16 protein-coding genes, 2 tRNA genes and 3 rRNA genes are annotated in these 24,862 nt (G+C 59.4%); 9 read left to right on the top strand and 12 right to left on the bottom strand.

Annotation, left to right across the window (positions count from 1 at the left end; all coding sequences use genetic code 11):
• Positions 1–17 precede the first annotated feature (17 nt).
• A complete protein-coding gene (locus tag BB029_RS04855) occupies positions 18–1,388 on the top strand; it encodes a gluconate:H+ symporter (RefSeq protein WP_065938407.1) in 1,371 nt (456 codons plus the stop codon).
• 3 nt (positions 1,389–1,391) lie between these two features.
• On the opposite strand, the gene BB029_RS04850 is transcribed toward BB029_RS04855, so the two are convergent.
• A complete protein-coding gene (locus BB029_RS04850; protein WP_065938406.1) occupies positions 1,392–2,681 on the bottom strand; it encodes an MFS transporter in 1,290 nt (429 codons plus the stop codon).
• Between the two features lie 185 nt (positions 2,682–2,866).
• Between BB029_RS04850 and BB029_RS04845 the strand changes: the two genes are divergently transcribed.
• The 4 genes from BB029_RS04845 to BB029_RS04830 all read left to right on the top strand — a co-directional run bounded on the left by BB029_RS04845 (position 2,867) and on the right by BB029_RS04830 (position 8,121).
• On the top strand, positions 2,867–4,285 hold the full coding sequence (locus BB029_RS04845; RefSeq protein ID WP_065938405.1) for a short-chain fatty acid transporter: 1,419 nt from the start codon (positions 2,867–2,869) through the stop codon (positions 4,283–4,285).
• A gap of 190 nt (positions 4,286–4,475) precedes the next feature.
• Positions 4,476–6,176: an acid phosphatase gene (locus BB029_RS04840; protein ID WP_065938404.1), complete on the top strand. Its 1,701-nt coding sequence runs from the start codon at positions 4,476–4,478 to the stop codon at positions 6,174–6,176.
• Positions 6,177–6,297: 121 nt separating this feature from the next.
• Complete coding sequence (locus BB029_RS04835) at positions 6,298–7,467, top strand: hypothetical protein (RefSeq protein ID WP_065938403.1); 1,170 nt, start codon at positions 6,298–6,300, stop codon at positions 7,465–7,467.
• A 144-nt stretch (positions 7,468–7,611) separates the two neighbouring features.
• On the top strand, positions 7,612–8,121 hold the full coding sequence (locus BB029_RS04830) for an SET domain-containing protein-lysine N-methyltransferase (protein WP_065938402.1): 510 nt from the start codon (positions 7,612–7,614) through the stop codon (positions 8,119–8,121).
• Here the strand turns inward: BB029_RS04830 and can are convergent.
• Positions 8,118–8,762, bottom strand: coding sequence for a carbonate dehydratase (can, locus tag BB029_RS04825; protein WP_003188288.1), 645 nt, complete (start codon positions 8,760–8,762; stop codon positions 8,118–8,120). The genes BB029_RS04830 and can overlap by 4 nt on opposite strands.
• A gap of 151 nt (positions 8,763–8,913) precedes the next feature.
• Here can and BB029_RS04820 point away from each other — a divergent pair, with 151 nt between their 5' ends.
• The gene (locus tag BB029_RS04820; protein ID WP_065938401.1) at positions 8,914–9,318 is read left to right on the top strand and encodes a serine kinase/phosphatase; all 405 of its coding nucleotides are present in this window, start codon (positions 8,914–8,916) and stop codon (positions 9,316–9,318) included.
• A 73-nt stretch (positions 9,319–9,391) separates the two neighbouring features.
• Here the strand turns inward: BB029_RS04820 and rimI are convergent, their stop codons facing one another.
• Both rimI and BB029_RS04810 read right to left on the bottom strand, forming a co-directional pair.
• The gene (gene rimI, locus BB029_RS04815; RefSeq protein ID WP_003188286.1) at positions 9,392–9,844 is read right to left on the bottom strand and encodes a ribosomal protein S18-alanine N-acetyltransferase; all 453 of its coding nucleotides are present in this window, start codon (positions 9,842–9,844) and stop codon (positions 9,392–9,394) included.
• Positions 9,837–10,580, bottom strand: a complete 744-nt coding sequence (locus BB029_RS04810; RefSeq protein ID WP_065938400.1) for an energy transducer TonB — start codon at positions 10,578–10,580, stop codon at positions 9,837–9,839. Before BB029_RS04810 ends, rimI begins: the two co-directional genes overlap by 8 nt.
• A gap of 187 nt (positions 10,581–10,767) precedes the next feature.
• Between BB029_RS04810 and mksB the strand changes: the two genes are divergently transcribed.
• The 3 genes from mksB to mksF are packed head-to-tail and all read left to right on the top strand — an operon-like array spanning position 10,768 to position 15,579.
• Positions 10,768–12,045, top strand: coding sequence for an Mks condensin complex protein MksB (gene mksB, locus BB029_RS04805; RefSeq protein ID WP_027606955.1), 1,278 nt, complete (start codon positions 10,768–10,770; stop codon positions 12,043–12,045).
• A complete protein-coding gene (gene mksE, locus BB029_RS04800; protein WP_065938399.1) occupies positions 12,035–12,742 on the top strand; it encodes an Mks condensin complex protein MksE in 708 nt (235 codons plus the stop codon). The genes mksB and mksE overlap by 11 nt, the downstream gene beginning before the upstream one ends.
• The gene (gene mksF / locus BB029_RS04795; protein ID WP_027606957.1) at positions 12,739–15,579 is read left to right on the top strand and encodes an Mks condensin complex protein MksF; all 2,841 of its coding nucleotides are present in this window, start codon (positions 12,739–12,741) and stop codon (positions 15,577–15,579) included. Before mksE ends, mksF begins: the two co-directional genes overlap by 4 nt.
• Positions 15,580–15,639: 60 nt before the next feature.
• On the opposite strand, the gene BB029_RS04790 is transcribed toward mksF, so the two are convergent.
• From BB029_RS04790 to BB029_RS04755, 8 genes are all read right to left on the bottom strand, one after another.
• Positions 15,640–17,943, bottom strand: coding sequence for a PqiB family protein (locus BB029_RS04790; protein WP_065938398.1), 2,304 nt, complete (start codon positions 17,941–17,943; stop codon positions 15,640–15,642).
• On the bottom strand, positions 17,936–18,559 hold the full coding sequence (locus BB029_RS04785) for a paraquat-inducible protein A (protein ID WP_027606959.1): 624 nt from the start codon (positions 18,557–18,559) through the stop codon (positions 17,936–17,938). The genes BB029_RS04790 and BB029_RS04785 overlap by 8 nt, the downstream gene beginning before the upstream one ends.
• On the bottom strand, positions 18,546–19,205 hold the full coding sequence (locus BB029_RS04780; protein ID WP_065938397.1) for a paraquat-inducible protein A: 660 nt from the start codon (positions 19,203–19,205) through the stop codon (positions 18,546–18,548). The genes BB029_RS04785 and BB029_RS04780 overlap by 14 nt, the downstream gene beginning before the upstream one ends.
• A gap of 152 nt (positions 19,206–19,357) precedes the next feature.
• Positions 19,358–19,473 (bottom strand): 5S ribosomal RNA (gene rrf / locus BB029_RS04775).
• A gap of 152 nt (positions 19,474–19,625) precedes the next feature.
• A 23S ribosomal RNA gene (locus BB029_RS04770) occupies positions 19,626–22,517 on the bottom strand.
• Positions 22,518–22,766: 249 nt separating this feature from the next.
• Positions 22,767–22,842, bottom strand: a tRNA-Ala gene (locus tag BB029_RS04765).
• A gap of 30 nt (positions 22,843–22,872) precedes the next feature.
• A tRNA-Ile gene (locus BB029_RS04760) sits at positions 22,873–22,949 on the bottom strand.
• 83 nt (positions 22,950–23,032) lie between these two features.
• Positions 23,033–24,569: ribosomal RNA gene (locus tag BB029_RS04755) — 16S ribosomal RNA — on the bottom strand.
• Together the 16S, 23S and 5S rRNA genes with 2 tRNA genes alongside form the textbook arrangement of a ribosomal RNA operon.
• Positions 24,570–24,862: the final 293 nt, after the last annotated feature.

The raw sequence follows: 24,862 nt of genomic DNA, 5'->3' as shown, positions 1-24,862 counted from the left end.
CGATAAGGAGTCTCGCCTTGGCGTTATCGACTGCCGCGTGGATGGTTCACGACACCCGTCTCATGCTCTGCGTACTGCTGGCCATCGCCAGCATCATCGTGCTGATCAGCGCGACCAAGTTGCCGCCGTTCCTGTCGATCCTGATCGGCACCTTTATCGCCGGGGTCGGCGCCGGGCTGCCAGCAGAAGAAGTGGCCAAGGCCTTCAGCAAGGGCGCCGGGGCGATCCTCGGTGAGGCCGGGATCATCATTGCCCTGGGCTCGATGCTGGGTGCGCTGATGGCGGAATCCGGCGCGGCCGACCGCATCGCCACCACCCTGCTCGGGCTGGGCAAGGGCAAGTCGTTGCCATGGGTGATGGCGCTGGTGGCGATGGTGATCGGCCTGCCGCTGTTCTTTGAAGTGGGCCTGGTGATGATGGTGCCGATCATCTTTGTGATGGCCAAACGTTCGAACCAGCCGCTGTTGAAAATCGCCATCCCGGCGCTGGCGGGCATGACCACCTTACACGCCCTGATGCCACCGCACCCGGGGCCGCTGATTGCGGTGGGCGCGTTGCACGCCGACCTGGGCCTGACCATGTTGCTGGGCTTTTGCCTGGCGGTGCCGGCGGTGATCCTCGCCGGGCCGCTCTATGGCAACTGGCTGTCCAGGCGCCTGCATGTGGATGAGCCGGCCGACATCGGCGCGCTGTTCAGCGCCCCGCCCAAGGCCCCGCGCCAGCCGAGCTTTGGCGTGTCATTGCTGATCATTCTGTTGCCGGTGATTCTGATGCTCGGCAGCACCCTGGCCAAAGTCGCGCTGCCAGCGGAAAGCAGCGTGGGCCTGACCCTGAAATTCCTCGGCGAACCGCTGATCGCCCTGGGCCTGGCAGTGATCGCCGCCGTGATCTGCCTGGGCTGGGCCGCCGGGATGCCGCGCGCTGAGGTCGGCAACACCCTGCGCAAGGCCCTCGCGCCCATCGCCGTGTTGCTGCTGACCATCGGCGCCGGCGGCGGCCTCAAGCAAACCCTGCTCGACGCCGGCGTCAGCCAGACCATCAGCAAAGTCGCCGAAGGCGCGCACATGCCGTACCTGCTGCTGGCCTGGTTGATCGCGGTGGCGCTGCGCCAGGCCACCGGCTCGGCCACGGTCGCCACCACCACGACCGCCGGCATCCTCGCACCGATGATGGCCGGGTTGGCGGCGACACAAAGCTCACTGGTGGCACTGGCGATCGGCGCCGGCTCGGTGTTCTTCTGCCACGTCAACGATGCGGGGTTCTGGATGGTGCGCGAGTACTTTGGCTTGCAGCTGAAACAGACGATTTGGGTGTGGTCGGTGTTGCAGACGATTGTTTCGGTGGTCGGGTTGGTCGGTACGCTGGTGCTGTGGCACTTCTTGACCTGATCTTCAGGCCGCCAAGGTGTGGCGCTTGCCAAACAGCGTCACACACCCCACCCCAACCGCGCCCATCACCACGCAATACCCCACGCAAATCCACGGGCTGGTCGGCATCAGCGCGATCAGCATCAGCGGCGTGGTACTTGCCCACAGTGCGTAAGCGATGTTGTAGGTGAAGGAAATGCCCGACACCCGCACCTGCGCCGGAAACAGGCCGACCATCACCGACGGCACCGCACCCACCACCCCGCAACTCAAGCCCGCCAGCGCGTACGCCGCGCCAAGCCAGATGCCGCCGCTGATCAGGCTTGCGTACAGCAGGAAAATACCCACCGGCAGCAGCAGGCTGTAGACCAGCACCGCGCGCCAGGCACCGATGCGGTCTACCAGCAGGCCGGCGAGGACGCAGCCGATATTCAGGAAGACAATGCCCAGGGCGCTCAAGGCAAAGGTGTGGCTGGGGCTCATGCCGAAGGTTTTCTGCATCATGGTCGGGGTGATGACCACCAGCACCACCACGGCGGACGTGAGCACGCAGGTGAGGATCATCGCCGGCAACAGTACGGCGCGATGGTCACGCAGTACGGTGCGCAGCGGCAGCTCGGCAGCGGCCTGGCGGCGGGCCTGCATTTCGAGGAAGACCGGGGTTTCGCTGAGCCAGCGCCGCAGCCACACGCCGATCACGCCGAACACACCGCCAAGCAGGAAGGGGAAGCGCCAGGCATAGTCGAGGATTTCGGTCGGGGTGAAGACCTGTGCCAGCAGCGTGGCAGTCAGCGCACCGAGCAGGTAGCCGAAGGTCAGGCCGGCTTGCAGGAAGCCCAGGGCATAACCACGATGGTTGCGCGGTGCGTGTTCGGCGACGAAAGTCCAGGCGCTGGGTACTTCACCGCCCACCGCCGCACCTTGCAGCACGCGCAGCACCAGCAGGATCAGCGGTGCGAAATAACCGATCTGTGCGTAGGTGGGCATGATCCCGATCAGCAGGCAGGGCAACGCCATCATCAGGATGCTCAGGCTGAACACACGCTTGCGCCCCAGGTGATCGGCGAAGTGCGCCATCAGGATGCCGCCCAGCGGACGCGCCAGGTAACCGGTGACGAAGATGCCGAAGCTTTGCAGCAGGCGCAGCCACTCGGGCATTTCCGGCGGGAAGAACAGTTGGCTGAGGGTCAGCGCAAAGAACACGAAGATAATGAAGTCGTAGATTTCCAAGGCGCCACCCAGGGCGGCCAGGCCCAGGGTTTTGTAGTCGGAGCGGGAAAAACGCTGCGCCTGTGGAACAGAGGTGGCAGTCATGTTGAGGCTCGGCAGACAAACAAAATGGCGTGCAGGTTATGAGCTGAGCCGGTTGATGGCAATCGCGGCAGATATATTTGTTTTCCTCATGGATCGATGAAGATAACTGCATTCCCATATCAATGGCCGTGGAGGAACATGCCGAAAAATTGCCGACACCATAATAACTACAAGAGGAAAGACTCGTGGCCGATGCTATCGAAGAAAGCCGCTATGCCCGCTTTGCCCTGCGCTGCTCGAACTTTGCCGAGCGCTGGTTCCCGGACTCCTGGGTGTTCGCCGCCCTCGCCGTGATTATCGTCGCCGTGGCGACCCTGGGCATGGGCGCCGCGCCGACCGAAGCCGCCAAGGCCTTTGGCGACGGGTTCTGGAGCCTGATCCCGTTCACCATGCAGATGGCCTTCGTGGTGATCGGTGGCTACGTGGTCGCCAGCTCGCCACCGGCGGTCAAGCTGATCGACCGCCTGGCACGCATCCCGAAGAACGGCCGCTCCGCCGTGGCGTGGGTCGCGTTGATCTCCATGGTGGCGTCATTGCTCAACTGGGGCCTGTCCCTGGTGTTCGGTGGCTTGCTGGTGCGTGCGCTGGCCCGTCGTACGGATTTGCGCATGGACTACCGTGCTGCGGGTGCGGCGGCCTATCTTGGGTTGGGCGCGGTGTGGGCGCTGGGGCTGTCGTCGTCAGCCGCACAATTGCAGGCCAACCCGGCCAGCTTGCCGCCGTCGATCCTGTCGATCACCGGGGTGATCCCGTTTACCGACACCATCTTCCTGTGGCAATCCGGTGTGCTGTTGCTGGCACTGATCGTGGTGTCGCTGATCATCGCCTACGCCACCGCGCCCGGCCCCAACAGCGCCCGTGACGCCAAGGCCTGTGGCGTCGACCCGGCCTTCAACCTGCCCAAGCTGCAACCACCGAGCCGCCCCGGCGAATGGTTGGAACACAGCCCGTTGCTGACCATTCTGCTGGCATTGCTGGCGGCGGGCTGGTTGTTCCATGAGTTCTCGACCAAGCCGGCGATCAGCGCGATTTCGGGGCTGAACACCTACAACTTCCTGTTCATCATGGTCGGCGCCCTGCTGCACTGGCGCCCGCGCAGCTTCCTCGATGCGGTGGCCCGTGCAGTGCCGACCACCACCGGGGTGTTGATCCAGTTCCCGCTGTACGGCTCGATTGCGGCGCTGATGACCGTGGTCAAGGGCGGCGACGGCCAGACCCTGGCGCACCATATCTCGACCTTCTTCACGTCCATAGCCTCCCACGACACGTATGCCCTGCTGATGGGCGTGTACTCGGCAGTGCTGGGCTTCTTTATTCCGTCAGGCGGCGGCAAGTGGATCATTGAGGCGCCTTATGTGATGCAAGTGGCCAATGACCTGCAGTACCACCTGGGCTGGGCGGTGCAGATCTACAACGCGGCCGAGGCGCTGCCGAACCTGATCAACCCGTTCTACATGCTGCCGTTGCTGGGAGTGCTGGGGTTGAAGGCGCGGGATTTGATCGGGTTTTCGTTTGTGCAGTTGCTGGTGCACACACCGTTGGTGCTGTTCCTGCTGTGGGCGCTGGGGACGACATTGAAGTATCTGCCGCCCGTCATGCCGTAGGATCAGTTGCAAGCCTCAAGCCTCAAGCCTCAAGCCTCAAGCTTGAAGCTTGAAGCTTGAAGCTTGAAGCTTGAAGCTTGAAGCTTGAAGCTTGAAGCTCATAGCTTGCAGCTGCCTTAATTCCGTCACATTGCATTGCTACCGTCCTGCGAAATATCTTGCAACATCTCGTCAGCAAGGACTCCCCGCAATGAGTGATGATCACGAAGACCGCCCTTCCCCCGATGCCATAGCCCAACCCCCGGTAGACACCGGCCGTCGGCGCTTCCTGGGGGGGGCGGCGGTTTTGGGGGTTGGCGCGACGTTGAGTGCCTGCGGCAATAGCAGTGAGGCACCCGGCAAGCCGGTGCCGCGGCCGCTCACGCCCCAGGAGCTGGACAAGGCATTGCACGACCAGGTGAAGACCGTGGTGGTGATCTATGCCGAGAACCGCAGTTTCAACAATCTGTTTGCGGACTTCCCAGGCGTTGAGAAACCGCTGTCGGGGCTTTCCGCCGCCGACACGCAACAGCGCGACCGCGACGGCAGCCTGTTGACCACCCTGCCCCCGGCCTGGGGCGGTGTGCTGCAAGTGGGCCCGCAAAGCGTGGACGGGGTGACTTACCCCAGCGAAGTGCAATTCCAGGAAAACCTGCCCAACGCCCCGTTCGCCCTCAAGGGCCCGAACGCCGAGGACCTGCCGTTGAGCCTGGTCACCCGCGACTTGTGGCACGTGTTCTACCAGAACCAGATGCAGATCAACGACGGCAAGAACGACGGTTTCGTCGCCTGGGCCGACGCTGGCGGCCTGGTCATGGGCCATTACGCCCAGAGCCGTTATTCCCTGCGCCTGTGGGATGTCGCCAAGGAGTTTGTGCTCTGCGATAACTTCTTCCAGGGCGCGTTTGGTGGCTCGTTCCTCAACCATCAATACCTGATCAGCGCCACCGCGCCGTTCTACCCGAATGCCGCGCAGTCGGTGGCCAAGGCGCAGATCGCCACGCTGCAAAGCGATGACCCCACCGACCCGCGTCTCAAGCCGCTGGATAAATCCCCGGCCAGCGCCATGACCGGCCCGCCGCAGTTCGGCCCCAGCGCGCTGACCCCGGACGGCTACGGTGTGAACACCCTGGCACCGCCGTATTGGCCGACCTGGATTCGTGACCCGGAAAACCCGGACTACGCAAAAGCCGACCTGCCCAACGTGCTGGTGCCGCAAACCCACGAACATATCGGCGACAAGTTGTCGAAAAAGAACGTCGACTGGGCGTGGTACGCCGGGGCGTGGCAGGCGACGCTGGATCAATTCAAGGATTCGGGCGGCATTCCGAAGATCCCTAACTTCCAGTACCACCACCAGCCGTTCAACTATTTCAAGCAGCAGGGCCCCGAGAACCGTGCCGAGCGTGACAAGCGCCTGCGCGATGGCGGTTTGGGCGATGAGGCGAGCACCAATAAGTTCTTCGCCGATGCCCAGGCCGGCAAGCTACCGGCGGTGAGTTTCTACAAGCCCCAGGGCAACCTGAATATGCACGCCGGTTACGCCGACGTGGCGTCGGGCGACCGCCATATCGTCCGCGCCTTGAAGGTGCTGCAGGAAAGCCCGCAGTGGAAAAACATGGTGGTGGTGGTGACCGTCGATGAAAACGGCGGCTGGTGGGATCACGTCGCCCCGCCCAAAGGCGACCGCTGGGGCCCAGGCACACGGGTTCCGGCGCTGGTGGTCTCGCCCTTCGCGCGCAAAGGCACCGTGGACCATACGGTGTACGACACCGCGTCGATCCTGCGCTTGATTACGCGGGTCTTCCAACTGGAGACCCTGGACGGGCTCAAGCAACGCGATGACGCCATGATTGCCCGCGGCCAGAAACCCATGGGGGATTTGAGCAACGCGTTGCAGTTCAGCATGTAGGACGCTTATCCAATAGCGACATGCCTGGCGATTTAGCACGCGGTTTTCCTGGCCAACCGCTACTGTGAGGAGGTGGGCTTTCACCCCGCGCAGACGGGCTTTCGCTGACAAGGAATCAAGTATGTTCAAACCGACCAGGTTGTCCTTCACCCTGGCCGCACTGATGGCCAGTGCGGTCGTACACGCCGACATCGAAGTACCGCTGGGCAGCACTCAACGGGTTACCCAGTTGTTCGCCTACCCCAATAACTGCAATGTGATCTGCTTTCGGCCATGGACGCTGGAGCAGACCGCCGAGCACTACCTGAACCAAAGCCTGCAGCGCGATGGCTACAGCCGAGCCAAGGTCAGCGTCAAGAACCATGAAGGGCAGCTCGCCGCGACCTTCAGCGGTGTACCCGACAGTTACGGCCAGCCCCTGACCGCGCTGCTCAATACCGCTGACCTGGCCTACCAGGGCGCAAGCAGACTCAACAGCGACGGCAAGTGGGCGTACAACTGGTACCTGTTCCTGCCACTGGGCATGGCCCTGGAAAACCGCAAGAGCATCGAGTTGCTGCATTTCCCGCCGGATTATTCGCTGACCCAGGCCCAGGATTACCTGGAGTCGGCCACCACCGACCGATGGGCCAGCCTGCTCACCGATAACGGCGTGCCGGCCACCGAAACCCCGGCCTACCAGACCATCATAGATATCGCCCCCATTGCCGCACCTTCCAATGCGGGCAAGGACCTGGAGAACGTCTACGGCTACTTCACCGACTACCAGACCCGCATGGTCAGCGAACTGAGCCTGCACCCCAACGGCTCGCTGCCAATGGTCGCGTTCGGCGCGCCGGTGCGCAGTTGGATCAAGCAGCAATACGGGCAAACCGTGGGTGTGCTGGGCCTGGCGCAGATCAGCCCTGCCGCGGGCAAGACCGTCTCGGTGCTGGGCGCCAACCACCCCAGCTACATCTGGTACGCGGCCAGCCCGGACACCTATGACGGTAACGAGCAGAAAGCCGATGAAGCCGGCTTGAAAGTGATGGGCCAGGACTTGAGCGCCGCCTGCTGGCAGGCCGGAATGGGTCAGAAACCCGCGAGCGATCCGAATGTGCTGCTCAAGGCCTGCATGAACACCTGGCAGGTCACGCGCAAAGAACAGACCTGCGAATTGTTCTACACCTCGGTGCGCAACCTGACCCCGGAACAGGCGAACGCCAAATGCGCCACGCCTTCGATCAAGACGCAGCTCAAGCAGCTGAAGAACGCAGCCCCCGCCCCCAGCATCACGGCGCCTGCGCTGTAGACAGCAAAAAAATCCGATTTCTACTGTCAAAGTTGACAGTAGCAATCGGCTCCACGTTCAGCGAGTCTTGAGCCGGGCCCATCCGCTGCAAGACTGGTAGTCAGCCACCACCCGCAGGTCGATGCAGCCTAACCAAGGAGAGTTATGAAAACTCAAGCCATGGACCAGGCTAAAACCGCTGTGAGTGATGGTTTGTACCCGTTCAAGACACTGCTCGTTGAACAGGGCTATCCCTCGGCCAAACACTTTAAGGTTGAGCGCGACGGCGGCGTCAGGGCTCGCGTGGATTTTGACGGCCGCGTGCGCATTGCCCGGGTGTCCGGTTACGCCGTGAACGAGCGCCGCCCACGTACGCTGCAGCTGTCGGCCCGCATCCACCTGTATGACAGCTGGTTCTGCGGCCTGCTGCGACACTCCTGCAATCCGAATGTGTTTTTCGACACCACTTACCTGGAACTCTGGACCGTACAGCCCATCCTCGCCGGCGCCCCGCTGACCCTGGACTACGCCAGTACCGAGGACACCTTGTTCCGACAGTTCGCCTGCCAATGCGGCGAGCTGAACTGCCGGGGCTGGATCACCGGCAGCACAGAGTGTTTGAACGCCGAGGGCCAGGCGTTCATGACCCATTGGCGCGAACGCAAACGGCCTTAGGCTTCGCCCAGCGGACGCAGGCGATACTGCGGCGGCAGTTGCTCGAAGCCACTGATGGTGGTGTTCAAGCTCTTCCAACGGCCGTCCTTGATGCCGTAGATACAACCGTGGATCGACAGGCTCTGCCCACGGTGCCAGGCATTTTGCACAATGCTGGTGTGGCCGACGTTGGCCACCTGCTGGATCACGTTCAGCTCGCACATGCGGTCCACACGCTCCTCTTCGGTCGGCAGTTGGGCCAGCACGTCACGGTTTTCATAGTAGAGATCGCGGATGGTGCGCAGCCAGCCGTCGATCAGGCCGAACTGGCGGTCCTGCATCGACGCGCGCACGCCGCCGCAGCCATAGTGGCCGGTGACGAGGATATGTTTGACCTTGAGCACATCGACCGCGTACTGGATCACTGACAGGCAATTGAGGTCGGTGTGCAGCACCACGTTGGCCACGTTGCGGTGTACGAACAGATCACCGGGCAGCATGCCGACGATCTCGTTGGCCGGTACCCGGGCATCGGAACAACCGATCCACAGGTATTCGGGGGTCTGCTGGCGGGCGAGCTTGGCGAAGAATTCGGGATCTTCCTGTTTGATCGCATCCGCCCAGCGTTCGTTGTTATCAAGCAGGTCTTGTAGTTCGTTCATCAGGGAAAGCCTCAGGAATGATGCGCAGCTTTGACAGACGACCGCCCGTCCGGGTCACGCCGATCATAAAGATAGCCGGCGGCCAATTACTTGAATCTTGGGGGGCCATGCCTGTCCACACACTATAAGCCCCACAGTATGAGGATTGGCCATGACTGAATCACGACGTCCCTACGGCGCTACACAGCCCGAACCGATTGACGACAACGAAGATCGCATGGGCTCGATGCGCGAGCTGGATTTTGACGAAGACGAGCCGACGGCGGAGATCGGTGATGAAATACCTCGTGGCGAGCGCGAGCACCTGATCCCAAACGAGCGGGTGCGCGAGGCCGGACTGACCGGGGCTTCAACGGCTGATCATGAGTCGACCGATGATGATATGAGCCCGGAAACCCTGATCCATGAAGACGGTGCGCGGGATGCTCGGGAGGCGGGCGAAGACAACCCGGCGGATTTTGACCTGAGCATTGTCGATGAAGATGACATTGGCGGCGGCAATGGCCTGGATGAAGCGGAACTGGCTGATCTGGACCCGGTAGACGGAAACCGTTGACACTGCGCAAATCCAGATATGGGAGGGGCGGTGCGATGATTCGACCTGCCCCCTGCCACATTGGCTTGTGTGTTTAATCGACCAGGGTGCAGGCCATCACGACTGCATCCTCACGCCCCCCCACGGCTGGGTAATAGTCCCGACGACGCCCAATCTCGTTGAAGCCATAGCGCTCATACAGGCGGAACGCGCCGGTATTGCTGTCGCGCACTTCCAGGAAGCATTCCCGCGCGTTGGCGGCATAGGCGCGGGACATCAGGTGTTCCAGCAGTGCCAGGCCCAGGCCACGGCCCTGGTTTTCCGGCTTGACGGTGATGTTCAGCAAATGCGCTTCATCGAGGATGATCTGCACCACGCCGTGGCCTACCTGCTGCTCGCCTTCGAACATCAGCCAGATCTGGTACTTGCCCAGGCCGTCGAGAAAGATCCCGCGGGTCCAGGGGTGGCTGAATGCCGCGTATTCGATTTTCAGCACGGCGTCGAGGTCGGCCTCGGTCATCGGGCGGAAGGATAAAGCCTCACTCATCGGTTGTTTTCCAGCGCGCCATCAGCCGGCGCATGGCTTGCCAGACATCAGCCTTACGCTGTGGCTCTTCCATTAATAATTCCAGGCCCGGCAGGGCCCATACAGAACCCAGGCCCTCGACCTGCAGTTCGCGGTACCAGGCTTCGGCGTTCGCTTCACCGGCAAACCGTACGGCGGGCAGGCCGATCAGCCACAGGCACACGCAGGGTTCGTCCTCCAGGCGTGCCGAGACGAAGCCTTGCACGAAATCCCGCGCCGCTTCCGGGCCCTGGTCCATGGTGCCGCGTACCAGCAGCGGCCAACGGACCGGGTCGCCGACGATTTGCGGGCTGTCGGGCAGGCCGGCGGCGCGCAGCATGTCCTTGAGCAGCATGTAGGCGGGGTCGCGGGTCTGGAAGCGTTCGCCGGTGGGTAACTCCACCAATAGCAGGCAACGCCCGGCCCGCAATAACTGCAGGGCAAAGCGTGGCGGCGGCACCACTGGCGCCTTGGCAACCGGCGCAGCCGCTTCGGCCACCACGGGCTTGGCCATTGGCCCCGGGCGCGGCACCTCGACCTTGACGCGTTCAACCGCAGGACGAGCTTCCAGTACGGGTTTGACCACGGCCACCGGTGCAGCCGCCTCCTCCCCCGAAACCTCGAGCGCCTCATAGGGTTCAAGCGCCTCTAACAGCTCGGGCCGCGACGGGGCGGCGAACGGCAGTTCGGTGCGGGGCAGCCAGTTGACCACCTGCATGGCGGTCAAGTAAGCGCGACGTCGGGACTCGATAAGCACAGCTCGGCCACTTGTGGATAAGTAAAGAGCGGGGATTCTACCGCTGTTCGGTAACAATCGCCCACTGTGCACTGACCGGCTGTGGATAAATCCCGCGCCTGATGCAGTACAATCGCGACTTTTAATCGCCAACCAGCCGGCCATTCCCATGATCGAACCCAAGCGCGTCCTGCGCGCCCTCGCCGAACACTGGGCCTTACTTGAGCCACTGTGCGAACACTTCGACCAAGGCACCCTGAGCCTCGGCGAGCTGCGCGCACAACTGGCCGCCCAACAACTGGACAGCACGCCCCAGGACATCACCAGCCTGCTGGACGTGTGGATTCGCCTGGATATCCTGGTGCCTGTCGCCAAGAGCCCGAACCGTTTCGAGCTCAACGCGCAGATCCACGACTTCCTGGCTTATCTTCGCAAGGAGCACCGGCTTGGCCTGTGCCTGGAAATCGAAGCCTACCTGCGCCATCTGGAGCGCCTGGCCGGTTATATCCAGGATGCCTTCGACATCCGTGATGGTCACGACCTGGCCCGCCAACTGCGCCTGCTCGACATGCGCGTACGCGACGTACTGAAAAAACTCGCCAACGACGAACAGGCCCTCGCGGCCGTGGCCGACCGTGCCAAGACCAGCGACCGGCAGATCCCGTTGCGCCAGCGTTATGCTGAAGTTCTGGCGACCTGGGACGAGTACGTCGAACCGATGATCCAGTTGGTGAACGCCGACGGTGCCTTCGAACAAGGCGTGCGCAAGGTGGAAAACGTGCTGCTGCGCATGCTCACCGAGCAACAGCGCCTCGGCCACCTGGTGGACGACGACATGCTGCTGCGCACCCACGCGCGCATCCTCGAAATGCAGACCAGCGCCCAGTTGACCTTGCGGCATGCCCGCGAGCTGCTGTTGCCGCTGCGCGAAGAAGCGCGTCGGCACAACGCCGTGACCCGCGGTGCGGCGCTGGCGCTGTCGGCCATCCGCCGTAAGGGCCTGGACGCGGTGCCGCAGGCGGCGATGCCGATGTTTACCCGACCGCAAAGCACCTTCCTCGGCAGTGCCAGCCAGGTCGAGGCCTATGTGTATGCCCTGGCGAACTTCGAGCCGAAACCGGCCCGGTTCCCCAAGGCGCACAAGTCCCACAAGGGCGAAGCCCAGCGCGCACCACGGACGGTCAAGGAAATGCTCGAGCGCTGCGAAGACGCACTGCCGATGCCGGACCTGATGACCTGGCTGCTGGAGCAGGAACCGGACGGTGCCACCGACGAATTGCTGTACTGGTTCTCGCGGCTCTCGCGGGAGAAACGCTTCAAGCGCGAGCGCCTGGAACGCCGCGACTACCACACACACGAGCACCAGGTCAGCCTGCGCTCATTCGCCCTGCTCCCGGCCGGCACCGACGCCGCCGAGCATTCTGCGAGTACACCTCATGCATCTTGATCTATCCGAACTGTCCCAGCTGGCGCCGATCTTTCGCGAGCTGTTCAAGGGTTACCACGTCAGCCGCCGCGACCCCGAGCTGTACACACAACTGTCGAACTTCCAGGACCAGTACCGCACGCTGTTCAAGGCCCTGGGCTTTGAGCTGGTGTGCGATACCCGTGGCTTCTACTACTTCGTGCCGGACTCCGCGATTGCCAGTGCGCAGGTCAACAAGACCGCCCAGCGCCTGGCGTTGTTCACCTTCATCATTGTCGAGCACCTGGCCGACCAGGGCCGCGACCCGATCGCCGTGCTCGACGGTGGCAGCCTCGGTCGCGATGAACTGCCGTCCCTGCTGGAAAAGTACCGCGACCTGTTTATCCAGGCCGAAGTGCAGACCCAGGAAGAACTCGAAGAAAAAATCATGCGCCGCATGACCCAGCTGGGTTTTGCCAGCGAAGACAACGGCATCTACCGCTTCCTGCCGCCGATGCACCGCTTCCTCGACGTGTGCCTGTCGGTGCAGCAAGACCGTGACCTCGCGGCCAGCGTGCACAGCGTGTTGCCGCTGCCGGCACCGGTGATCATCGACGAAGACAGCGATGAGAAGCTGCTGAAAACCGATGACCCGCTGGATTTGAGTGACTTCGCGGAAGAAAGCGAAGAAGACGCCCTGGCCCGTGCCATTGCCGAAGAACAGGAGACCGACGCATGAGTAAGGAACGCTACGGCATCCGCCGCTTCGCCCTATTGAACACCGCCGGCTACAGCTTGGGCTTGTTCCCGCTGGAAGAGCCGCTGTCAGTGTATGGCGCCAACAACCTGGGTAAATCCGCGTCGATCAACGCCTTGCAGTTCCCGATCCTGGCGCGCATGTCGGACATGAGTTTCGGCAAGTACACCCTGGAGCAATCGCGGCGCTTCTACTTCGCCACCGACACCAGCTACATCCTGGTGGAGGTGTCCCTGCCCCATGGCCCCCACGTAATCGGCGTGGTCGGGCGTGGCCCGGGCGGCGGTTTCGGGCACCAGTTCTTTGCCTACGCCGGCAAGCTGGACCTGGCCCACTATCAGAAAAACGACACCTGCCTGCGTCAGAAAGAGCTGTTCACCAACCTTGAGCGCGAAGGCCTGAAAGCCTACGAACTCAAGCCGGATGAACTGCGCCGTTTGCTGGTGGGTGGTCATACGTCGATCCCGCTTGACCTGACCCTGATCCCGCTGCGCTCCACCAGTGAGCAAAGCCTGAAAACCTTCCGCGCGTTGTTTATCAACCTGCTGCACATGCGCGAAATCACCGCGGCCAAGCTCAAGCAGCTGTTCCTGGATGCGTTCGAGCATAGCCTGCGTTCGGGTAGTGTGGATTACATCGCAGCGTGCGAAGAAGCCTTCCGCGACGTACGACGTATGGAGCAGGACTACAATTCCCTGGTCGCAGCCGGCCCGCTGGTGGAAGCCCTGGCCAACGGCGTTCGCCAGCGCGACGTCCTGCGCGGCAAGCTGCATCGCCTGTCGCCGCTGCTGGATTCGCTGCTCGGCACCTGGTCGGACTATGCCAGTGCGCGCAAGGAAGAGCTGACCATCCAGGCCGAGCACTACCGCAACGAGCAGGACGCACTGCAGAACGACCAGCGCGGCGGCACCCAGGAGCTGATGCGCCTGGAACGGGAAATCAGCGGTATCCAGCGTTGGCTGGGCGAGCTGTCGGTGCTCAAGCATCGCTTTGCCCTGGTGGATGACGTCAAGGTCCTGGAGCAGCAACTGCTGGCGGCCAAGGATGCTCACGATGAACTGGCGGGCGCCCTGGCGCAGTCGCGGCAGTTCAGCGCCGAGGATCTGGACGAGCGTCTGCGTGACCTGGAAAAACGCTTGAAGTCGGTCAAGCAGCAGCTTGATCACGCCGACAACAACAGCTATGCCAAGCTGCGCGAAGAGTTTTCGCAGCAGGACGTCGAGCGCCTGATGCGCCTGTTCAACAGCTCGTTGTTCAGCCTGCCATTGGGAGAACACGGCATCACCCTGGACGAGGACGGCCAGTGGGTCAAATCCCTGGAGCAGATCCTCGATGGCTTCAAGGGCGAGCGTTTTGAAGTGCCGGGGCTGTCCATCGACATCTCCCACATCGAACCACCGGCGCTGCAGGCCCTGGCGGATCGCGCGGCGTTGCGCGACCAAAAGGAACGCCTGGAGAAAGAACTCAAGCAGCTGAAAACCCAGCAAGCCGTGGCCTCCGACCGCGCGGCGAGCAAGACCCAGACCGAAGCGCTGTACCAGCAGGTGCTGGACGCGCAAAAGGCGCTGGAAGACTTCCGTCGCGCGCAAACCCTGAGTGCCGAAGAAGGCGAAAAACTGGAAAACCTGGCACAGATGGAAGCGGCCCAGGATGAATTGAAACGTTCCAGCGATGCGTTCACCGAACGCGTCCAGCAACTGTCCGCCAAGCTGCAACTGGTGGGCCGCCAGATCGGCGATATGGAAGCCAAGCAACGTACGCTGGATGACGCCTTGCGCCGCCGGCAGCTGTTGCCGGCCGACCTGCCGTTCGGCACGCCGTTCATGGACCCGGTCGATGACTCCATGGACAACCTGCTGCCGCTGCTCAATGACTATCAGGACAGCTGGCAGGGCTTGCTGCGTGCCGATGGGCAGATCGAGGCGTTGTACGCACAGGTACGCCTCAAGGGCGTGGCCAAGTTCGACAGCGAGGATGATGTAGAGCGTCGTCTGCAATTGTTGATCAACGCTTATGCGCACCGTACAGATGAGGCGCTGACACTGGGCAAGGCGCGCCGCGCGGCGGTCACCGATATCGCCCGGACCCTGCGCAATATCCGCAGCGACTACGACAGCCTGGAACACCAGCTGGCGCTGTTCAACCGCGAGATCAACAAGCGTCAGGTGTCCAACCTGCAGAGCTTCCGCATCGTGCTCGCGCCGAACAAGGAAGCCCTCAAGCATATCGACCAGATCATCCACAGTGCCGGCCAGTACGAAGAAGGCGAAACCCTGTCGGTGTTCGACCTCAGCCAAAGTGCCGAGCAGGACAACAAGAACGAAGAGGCCAAGGAATACCTGGCCCGCCTGGTGGCCGCCAACCATAACCAGTTGGGCCTCAAGGACCTGTTCGAGCTGGCCTTCGAGATCACCAAGGTGCACGGTCAGCCGGTGATCCACACCGACATCGATGGCGCAGCGTCCAACGGCACCACCATGACCATCAAGGCGCTGACCAACATGTACTTGTTGCTGCACTTGATGGACCGTGACCAGGCCGGGCGTGTGCGCTTGCCGTACTACCTCGACGAAGCAGCGGATATCGATGAGAAGAACCAGGCGGCGTTGCTGGAAACCAGTTTGCAGCTGGGCTTTGTGCCGATCCTCGCCAGTGTGAAGCCGCAGGTGTCTGCCCAGGTGGCAATCGACCTGGAAGGCGGCAGCGGGCCGAACGGGATCTACATCGATGAGGCGGACTGGAAGTACATCCGTCGCCATGATGTGGTGAAGGCAACAGTGAATGTGCAGGCGGATGAGCCGGAGCTGGATGAGGTCTGACGTTTTGCGCTGAAATGTAAAAAGGCCGCGATCCGATGGATCGCGGCCTTTTTTGTAGCTTTATTTGCCGAGTGGGATTTTCGGTGCCCAGGTCAGCCATTCCTCTTCGAATTTGTCGAACAGCGGGAAGGTTTGCTGCGGCCGCGCGGCGTTGCCCATGCGGTCGCCGTCTGGCGTGGCAAATGCGATACCGCCGGCCACAAGAGTCTCCAGGGACTCGGTGCGCACCGTCGCCCCCTTGAACAGGCCAAAGTCGAGGCCAAAGCCGCTGGTGTTCCAGAAGCGGCTGCCACTGCGTACCAGCGGTGCGTACTTGGGCTCGATGAGGATGTGGATCAGCACCCGATCGGCGGTCTGGCCCAACTCGTAGCCGGTCACTTTGCCCACGGTGACTTCACGGTAGGTCACCGGCACACCTTCCTTCAACGAGCCACGGCGTGCGGCGCTGAGTGTCAGGCTCAGGCCGGCCTCCTGGCGGACAGCTTCAGGGGGTTGGGCCAGTGCGACGAAGCTCTTTTGCGGACCGGCGTTTTTCGCAGCCGGCTGCACCTCGATGTATTGCCCGGTGACCAGGGTTTCCAGGTTGGAGGTTTTCATCAGGCCCAGCTCTGGCTTGACCACCCAGAACTGGCTGCCGACGCGCGCGATGCGATCCGCTACTTGGGTAATACGTGCGCTGAGCAACACCGATTGCATATCGGCACTGAGGTCTACGCTCTCGATCTTGCCCACATCCAGGCCTTTGAAACGTACCGGTGTGCCTGGACGCATACCGTCAGCACGCTCGACCTTGATGGTTACCAGGGTGCCATGCTGATTGGCCGCCTCACGGTCGGCAAACAAGCGGAATCGTGGAATGCGCTTTTTCAGTGGTACGTTCGGCTGCGGTGTTTCGAAGGCAATACCGCCGGCCATCAGGCTGGCCAGGGACTCACTCTTCACCTGGATACCACCGGTAAGGCCGCCGGTCAGGGTCACGCCGCTGGCATTCCAGAAACGTGTCGAACCGTTAACCAGGTTTTCGTATTCCTTCTCGATATGAACGCCGATCACCAGTTGCTTGTTCTTGCGCGAGAACTGGTAGCTCTGCACCGAGCCGACCTTGACCTGTTTGTAGAGGATTGGGCTGCCGACATCCAGGGAGCCGAGGTTGTCGGTGAACAGCACCATGTGCAGGCCTGGGGAACGCAGGTCCAGCGGCGGCGCCTTGGCGCGGGCGACGAATTCGCGTTGCGGGGCGCTGCCTTTGTCGCCAGGACGAATGGCGATGTAATTACCTTTGACCAGGGCTTCCAGGCCGGTAATACCAGCCAGCGAGATGGAAGGTTTGACCACCCAGAACTGGGTGTCCTGAACCAGGTAGTCTTCGGCCAAGGGGTCGAGGGTCAGCTCGGCGTTGGCGCTGGACAGGTCCGGGTCGATCTTCAAGGTTTTCAGGCTGCCCACCTGAATGCCTTTGTACATCACCGGTGTACGACCGGCCTGCAGGCCTTCGAAGTCCGTGAGCTTGACCTTGGCCTTGATACCGGCAGCGGCCGCATCGAAATCTTCGTACAGGCGGAACGGCAGGCTCGGATCGGTCGGCGGGCTGTCCTTGCGATTCTCCGGCGTGGCGAAGGCAATGCCGCCTGCGACGATGCTGGAGAGAGATTCGCTGCGCACCTTCACGCCGGAGAGATTGGCATCGATGCTGATGCCGCTGGCGTTCCAGAAACGGGTGTGTTTGCGCACAAGGTTGGCGTAGGTCGGCTCGATGTAGACCTTGATCTCGACGGTGCTCTGGTCCTCGGAGAGCAAGTAGCTTTTGACCTGGCCGACCTGTATCTGCTTATAGAACACCGGACTGCCACGGTTGAGCGAGCCAAGGCGGTCAGCCTTGATGGTCAGGTGCAGGCCAGGCTTGGCGTCGGACAAAGGCGGCTCTTCGGAGAGCGCCTTGAATTTGCGTGTGGGCTCACCGTCACCGGGGCTGGCGGCGATGTAGTTACCCGAGACCAGGGTTTCCAGGCCGGTGATACCGGCAAGGCTGACACTGGGCTTGACCAGCCAGAAACGCGTGTTGGTCTTGAGGTATTGCTCGACATCCTTGTTCATCTCGATGGTGGCAATCACCCCGCGATTATTGCCCTCGTCGTCAAGGGCAAGGGTCTTGACCTTACCCACGGACATGCCTTTGTAGACCACTTCGGTTTTGTTGGCCTGGATGCCTTCGCCGCTTTCAAAGCGCACCTGGATCTCAATACCCTGCTGGGAATAGGCACGCCACCCCAGCCAACCGCCGATGATCAAGGCAATCAGGGGAAGAACCCAAATGGCTGACCAGTTGGAGGCCGGGCGGGTTTTAGCTTTAGGCAAATCACTCATGGTCGTCGTCCGACTCCGTGTTATCCCAAATCAGTCGGGGATCAAAAGTTACTGCGGCAAGCATCGTAAGGATCACCACACTGGCGAACGCTGCGGCGCCGAGGTTGGCCTCGACGCTGGCAAGCCGTCCAAAGTTTACGACCGCCACCAGGATGGCGATCACGAAGATATCCAGCATGGACCAGCGGCCAATGAATTCGATAAAGCGGTACATGATAATGCGTTGCTGCGCGGAAAGCGGTTGGTGACGCTGAACCGAGAACAGTAAAAGGCCAATGCCCACCAGCTTGAACGTTGGCACCAGGATGCTGGCGATAAACACCACAGCCGCAATCGGGAACATGCCGTGCTGCACCAGTTGAATGACTCCGGCCATGATGGTGCTGGGCTCGCCTTGGCCAAGAGAGTTGACGGTCATGATCGGCAACAGGTTGGCGGGGATATACAGAATGGCCGCCGTGATCAGCAGGGCCCAGGTACGGGTGAGGCTGTTGGGGCGACGGGCATGGATCAGCGCACCGCATCGGGTGCAGGTTTGCTCATCGGTATCAGGCTCTTGTTTGTTCAGCTCGTGGCATTCAGTACAAATCAGAATGCCCGCATCAATCGCCCGCATGATCATCTTCCCCTGACAGTGCTTGCCAGATCTGGTGCGGCGACATCACCACCTCAAGCAGAACCTGAACCATTAATAGGCTGACAAAGCAGGCCAGACCCAGGCCGATGGTGATTGAGGCCATGTCGGCGAGTTTCACGATCGCCACCAGTACGCCCATCAAGTAGACCTCCAACATTCCCCAATCTTTCATATGATGGTAGATGCGGTACAGCAGCAGGCCGTAACTACGGCCGATCTTCCAACGAATACTGAGCAGCACCGCCAGCTGGCAAAGCAGCTTGAGCAGCGGAATACCCATGCTGCATAGGAACACCACGGCGGCGACGCCTTGCATCCCGGTATCGAATAGACCGACTACGCCACTCCACACAGTGTCCTCTGAGGACTGCCCGAGCAGATTGAGCTGCATGATGGGCAGAAAGTTCGCCGGGACGTACAGCAACAGCGCGGCGAGTACCAGGGCGAGGCTGCGCTCAACGACATTATGGCGGTGAGCGTAGAGTTCATAACCGCAACGCGGGCATTGGGCTTTTTCACCGAGGGCGAGCACGGGTTTACGCATCAGCAAGTCGCACTCATGGCATGCCACCAAGTTGTCCAGTGGTACATCCGACACCTCAAGGGCATCAACCGGATCCGGCATAGATAGGGCTCTGACTCTAAAAAAGGTTAGGTGCCTATTCTAGTGGTCTGGTTCAGAAATAACTGTGCAAATTTGTCGTGCGTCTTTCCACACTTTTCGACCGCCCAAAACAAAACCCCATCTGCTTTCGCAAATGGGGTTTCGGAATTTAATCTTGACGATGACCTACTCTCACATGGGGAAACCCCACACTACCATCGGCGATGCATCGTTTCACTGCTGAGTTCGGGATGGGATCAGGTGGTTCCAATGCTCTATGGTCGTCAAGAAATTCGGGTACTGAGTCGTGGCCAGCGGGCCTCGCTTCAGCAAATTGGGTATGTGACAGCTGTCGGTGTTTTGTGAAATCTCGAACTTTCGGTTCATTGCGTCTTCACACACCGCAATCTGGCCTTTCGACGCAAATTGCTTGGGTGTTATATGGTCAAGCCTCACGGGCAATTAGTATTGGTTAGCTCAACGCCTCACAGCGCTTACACACCCAACCTATCAACGTCGTAGTCTTCGACGGCCCTTCAGGGGACTCAAGGTCCCAGTGAGATCTCATCTTGAGGCTAGTTTCCCGCTTAGATGCTTTCAGCGGTTATCTATTCCGAACATAGCTACCCGGCAATGCCACTGGCGTGACAACCGGAACACCAGAGGTTCGTCCACTCCGGTCCTCTCGTACTAGGAGCAGCCCCTCTCAAATCTCAAACGTCCACGGCAGATAGGGACCGAACTGTCTCACGACGTTCTAAACCCAGCTCGCGTACCACTTTAAATGGCGAACAGCCATACCCTTGGGACCGGCTTCAGCCCCAGGATGTGATGAGCCGACATCGAGGTGCCAAACACCGCCGTCGATATGAACTCTTGGGCGGTATCAGCCTGTTATCCCCGGAGTACCTTTTATCCGTTGAGCGATGGCCCTTCCATACAGAACCACCGGATCACTAAGACCTACTTTCGTACCTGCTCGACGTGTCTGTCTCGCAGTCAAGCGCGCTTTTGCCTTTATACTCTACGACCGATTTCCGACCGGTCTGAGCGCACCTTCGTACTCCTCCGTTACTCTTTAGGAGGAGACCGCCCCAGTCAAACTACCCACCATACACTGTCCTCGATCCGGATAACGGACCTGAGTTAGAACCTCAAAGTTGCCAGGGTGGTATTTCAAGGTTGGCTCCACGCAGACTGGCGTCCACGCTTCAAAGCCTCCCACCTATCCTACACAAGCAAATTCAAAGTCCAGTGCAAAGCTATAGTAAAGGTTCACGGGGTCTTTCCGTCTAGCCGCGGATACACTGCATCTTCACAGCGATTTCAATTTCACTGAGTCTCGGGTGGAGACAGCGCCGCCATCGTTACGCCATTCGTGCAGGTCGGAACTTACCCGACAAGGAATTTCGCTACCTTAGGACCGTTATAGTTACGGCCGCCGTTTACCGGGGCTTCGATCAAGAGCTTCGCGTTAGCTAACCCCATCAATTAACCTTCCGGCACCGGGCAGGCGTCACACCCTATACGTCCACTTTCGTGTTTGCAGAGTGCTGTGTTTTTAATAAACAGTCGCAGCGGCCTGGTATCTTCGACCGGCATGGGCTTACGGAGCAAGTCCTTCACCCTCACCGGCGCACCTTCTCCCGAAGTTACGGTGCCATTTTGCCTAGTTCCTTCACCCGAGTTCTCTCAAGCGCCTTGGTATTCTCTACCCAACCACCTGTGTCGGTTTGGGGTACGGTTCCTGGTTACCTGAAGCTTAGAAGCTTTTCTTGGAAGCATGGCATCAACCACTTCGTTAACTAAAAGTTAACTCGTCATCAGCTCTCGGCCTTAGAATCCCGGATTTACCTAAGATTCCAGCCTACCACCTTAAACTTGGACAACCAACGCCAAGCTGGCCTAGCCTTCTCCGTCCCTCCATCGCAATAACCAGAAGTACAGGAATATTAACCTGTTTTCCATCGACTACGCTTTTCAGCCTCGCCTTAGGGACCGACTAACCCTGCGTCGATTAACGTTGCGCAGGAAACCTTGGTCTTTCGGCGTGGGTGTTTTTCACACCCATTATCGTTACTCATGTCAGCATTCGCACTTCTGATACCTCCAGCAAGCTTCTCAACTCACCTTCACAGGCTTACAGAACGCTCCTCTACCGCATCACTTACGTGATACCCGTAGCTTCGGTGTATGGTTTGAGCCCCGTTACATCTTCCGCGCAGGCCGACTCGACTAGTGAGCTATTACGCTTTCTTTAAAGGGTGGCTGCTTCTAAGCCAACCTCCTAGCTGTCTAAGCCTTCCCACATCGTTTCCCACTTAACCATAACTTTGGGACCTTAGCTGACGGTCTGGGTTGTTTCCCTTTTCACGACGGACGTTAGCACCCGCCGTGTGTCTCCCATGCTCGGCACTTGTAGGTATTCGGAGTTTGCATCGGTTTGGTAAGTCGGGATGACCCCCTAGCCGAAACAGTGCTCTACCCCCTACAGTGATACATGAGGCGCTACCTAAATAGCTTTCGAGGAGAACCAGCTATCTCCGAGCTTGATTAGCCTTTCACTCCGATCCACAGGTCATCCGCTAACTTTTCAACGGTAGTCGGTTCGGTCCTCCAGTTAGTGTTACCCAACCTTCAACCTGCCCATGGATAGATCGCCCGGTTTCGGGTCTATTCCCAGCGACTAGACGCCCTATTAAGACTCGCTTTCGCTACGCCTCCCCTATTCGGTTAAGCTCGCCACTGAAAATAAGTCGCTGACCCATTATACAAAAGGTACGCAGTCACCCAACAAAGTGGGCTCCCACTGCTTGTACGCATACGGTTTCAGGATCTATTTCACTCCCCTCTCCGGGGTTCTTTTCGCCTTTCCCTCACGGTACTAGTTCACTATCGGTCAGTCAGTAGTATTTAGCCTTGGAGGATGGTCCCCCCATATTCAGACAAAGTTTCTCGTGCTCCGTCCTACTCGATTTCATGACTAAGAGATTTTCGCGTACAGGGCTATCACCCACTATGGCCGCACTTTCCAGAGCGTTCCGCTAATCTCAAAGCCACTTAAGGGCTAGTCCCCGTTCGCTCGCCACTACTAAGGGAATCTCGGTTGATTTCTTTTCCTCAGGGTACTTAGATGTTTCAGTTCCCCTGGTTCGCCTCTTGCACCTATGTATTCAGTACAAGATAACCATCTTATGATGGCTGGGTTCCCCCATTCAGACATCTCCGGATCAAAGTCTGTTTGCCGACTCCCCGAAGCTTTTCGCAGGCTACCACGTCTTTCATCGCCTCTGACTGCCAAGGCATCCACCGTATGCGCTTCTTCACTTGACCATATAACCCCAAGCAATCTGGTTATACTGTGAAGACGACATTCGCCGAAAATTCGATCATACTCAATTAAGAGCCACTCACAAATTTTACCTTAGCCTGATCCGTTACCAGTGAAAGTAACGTTCAGTCTATCTTTCTATCACATACCCAAATTTTTAAAGAACGATCTAATCAAAGACTAGAAATCAACATTCACCATCATACTGATGGAATGCTCATTTCTAAGCTTTCATAACGCAGAAGCAGTAGTGGTGGAGCCAAACGGGATCGAACCGTTGACCTCCTGCGTGCAAGGCAGGCGCTCTCCCAGCTGAGCTATGGCCCCGTATTTCTACAGGCGTTTCCCACACAAAATTGGTGGGTCTGGGCAGATTCGAACTGCCGACCTCACCCTTATCAGGGGTGCGCTCTAACCAACTGAGCTACAGACCCAATTTCGGGCTGCTTCTTTATCGTCTTCTTCAATGAATCAAGCAATTCGTGTGGGAACTTATGGAGCAGCTGATGTCGTCGATTAAGGAGGTGATCCAGCCGCAGGTTCCCCTACGGCTACCTTGTTACGACTTCACCCCAGTCATGAATCACACCGTGGTAACCGTCCTCCCGAAGGTTAGACTAGCTACTTCTGGTGCAACCCACTCCCATGGTGTGACGGGCGGTGTGTACAAGGCCCGGGAACGTATTCACCGCGACATTCTGATTCGCGATTACTAGCGATTCCGACTTCACGCAGTCGAGTTGCAGACTGCGATCCGGACTACGATCGGTTTTCTGGGATTAGCTCCACCTCGCGGCTTGGCAACCCTCTGTACCGACCATTGTAGCACGTGTGTAGCCCAGGCCGTAAGGGCCATGATGACTTGACGTCATCCCCACCTTCCTCCGGTTTGTCACCGGCAGTCTCCTTAGAGTGCCCACCATGACGTGCTGGTAACTAAGGACAAGGGTTGCGCTCGTTACGGGACTTAACCCAACATCTCACGACACGAGCTGACGACAGCCATGCAGCACCTGTCTCAATGTTCCCGAAGGCACCAATCCATCTCTGGAAAGTTCATTGGATGTCAAGGCCTGGTAAGGTTCTTCGCGTTGCTTCGAATTAAACCACATGCTCCACCGCTTGTGCGGGCCCCCGTCAATTCATTTGAGTTTTAACCTTGCGGCCGTACTCCCCAGGCGGTCAACTTAATGCGTTAGCTGCGCCACTAAGAGCTCAAGGCTCCCAACGGCTAGTTGACATCGTTTACGGCGTGGACTACCAGGGTATCTAATCCTGTTTGCTCCCCACGCTTTCGCACCTCAGTGTCAGTATCAGTCCAGGTGGTCGCCTTCGCCACTGGTGTTCCTTCCTATATCTACGCATTTCACCGCTACACAGGAAATTCCACCACCCTCTACCATACTCTAGTCAGTCAGTTTTGAATGCAGTTCCCAGGTTGAGCCCGGGGATTTCACATCCAACTTAACAAACCACCTACGCGCGCTTTACGCCCAGTAATTCCGATTAACGCTTGCACCCTCTGTATTACCGCGGCTGCTGGCACAGAGTTAGCCGGTGCTTATTCTGTCGGTAACGTCAAAACCATCACGTATTAGGTAATGGCCCTTCCTCCCAACTTAAAGTGCTTTACAATCCGAAGACCTTCTTCACACACGCGGCATGGCTGGATCAGGCTTTCGCCCATTGTCCAATATTCCCCACTGCTGCCTCCCGTAGGAGTCTGGACCGTGTCTCAGTTCCAGTGTGACTGATCATCCTCTCAGACCAGTTACGGATCGTCGCCTTGGTGAGCCATTACCCCACCAACTAGCTAATCCGACCTAGGCTCATCTGATAGCGCAAGGCCCGAAGGTCCCCTGCTTTCTCCCGTAGGACGTATGCGGTATTAGCGTCCGTTTCCGAACGTTATCCCCCACTACCAGGCAGATTCCTAGGCATTACTCACCCGTCCGCCGCTCTCAAGAGAAGCAAGCTTCTCTCTACCGCTCGACTTGCATGTGTTAGGCCTGCCGCCAGCGTTCAATCTGAGCCATGATCAAACTCTTCAGTTCAAACATCTTTGGGTTTTTAAGAAACCCTAAACTTGGCTCAGCAATCGTTGGTTATTCTTTGATTTCTCGCGGAGTAACTTGTGATGCTGATAATCTTGTTGACTATCAGTCTGACTCCACAAGCACCCACACGAATTGCTTGATTCAGTTGTTAAAGAGCGGTTGGTTAAGAGCTTTCGTCTCAACCGAGGCGCGCATTCTACAGCAGCCTCATTTGCTGTCAAGTGATTATTTTCAGAAGCTTTCGAAGATTTCTTCAACAACTTCAACCACTTGCGCTTGCGATCTCTCGT

The organism is Pseudomonas sp. S3E12 (assembly GCF_001702295.1).
Lineage (GTDB): Bacteria > Pseudomonadota > Gammaproteobacteria > Pseudomonadales > Pseudomonadaceae > Aquipseudomonas > Aquipseudomonas marginalis.
Note: the sequence above shows the minus strand (reverse complement) of the source record. Positions and strands in the feature narration are given on the sequence as shown.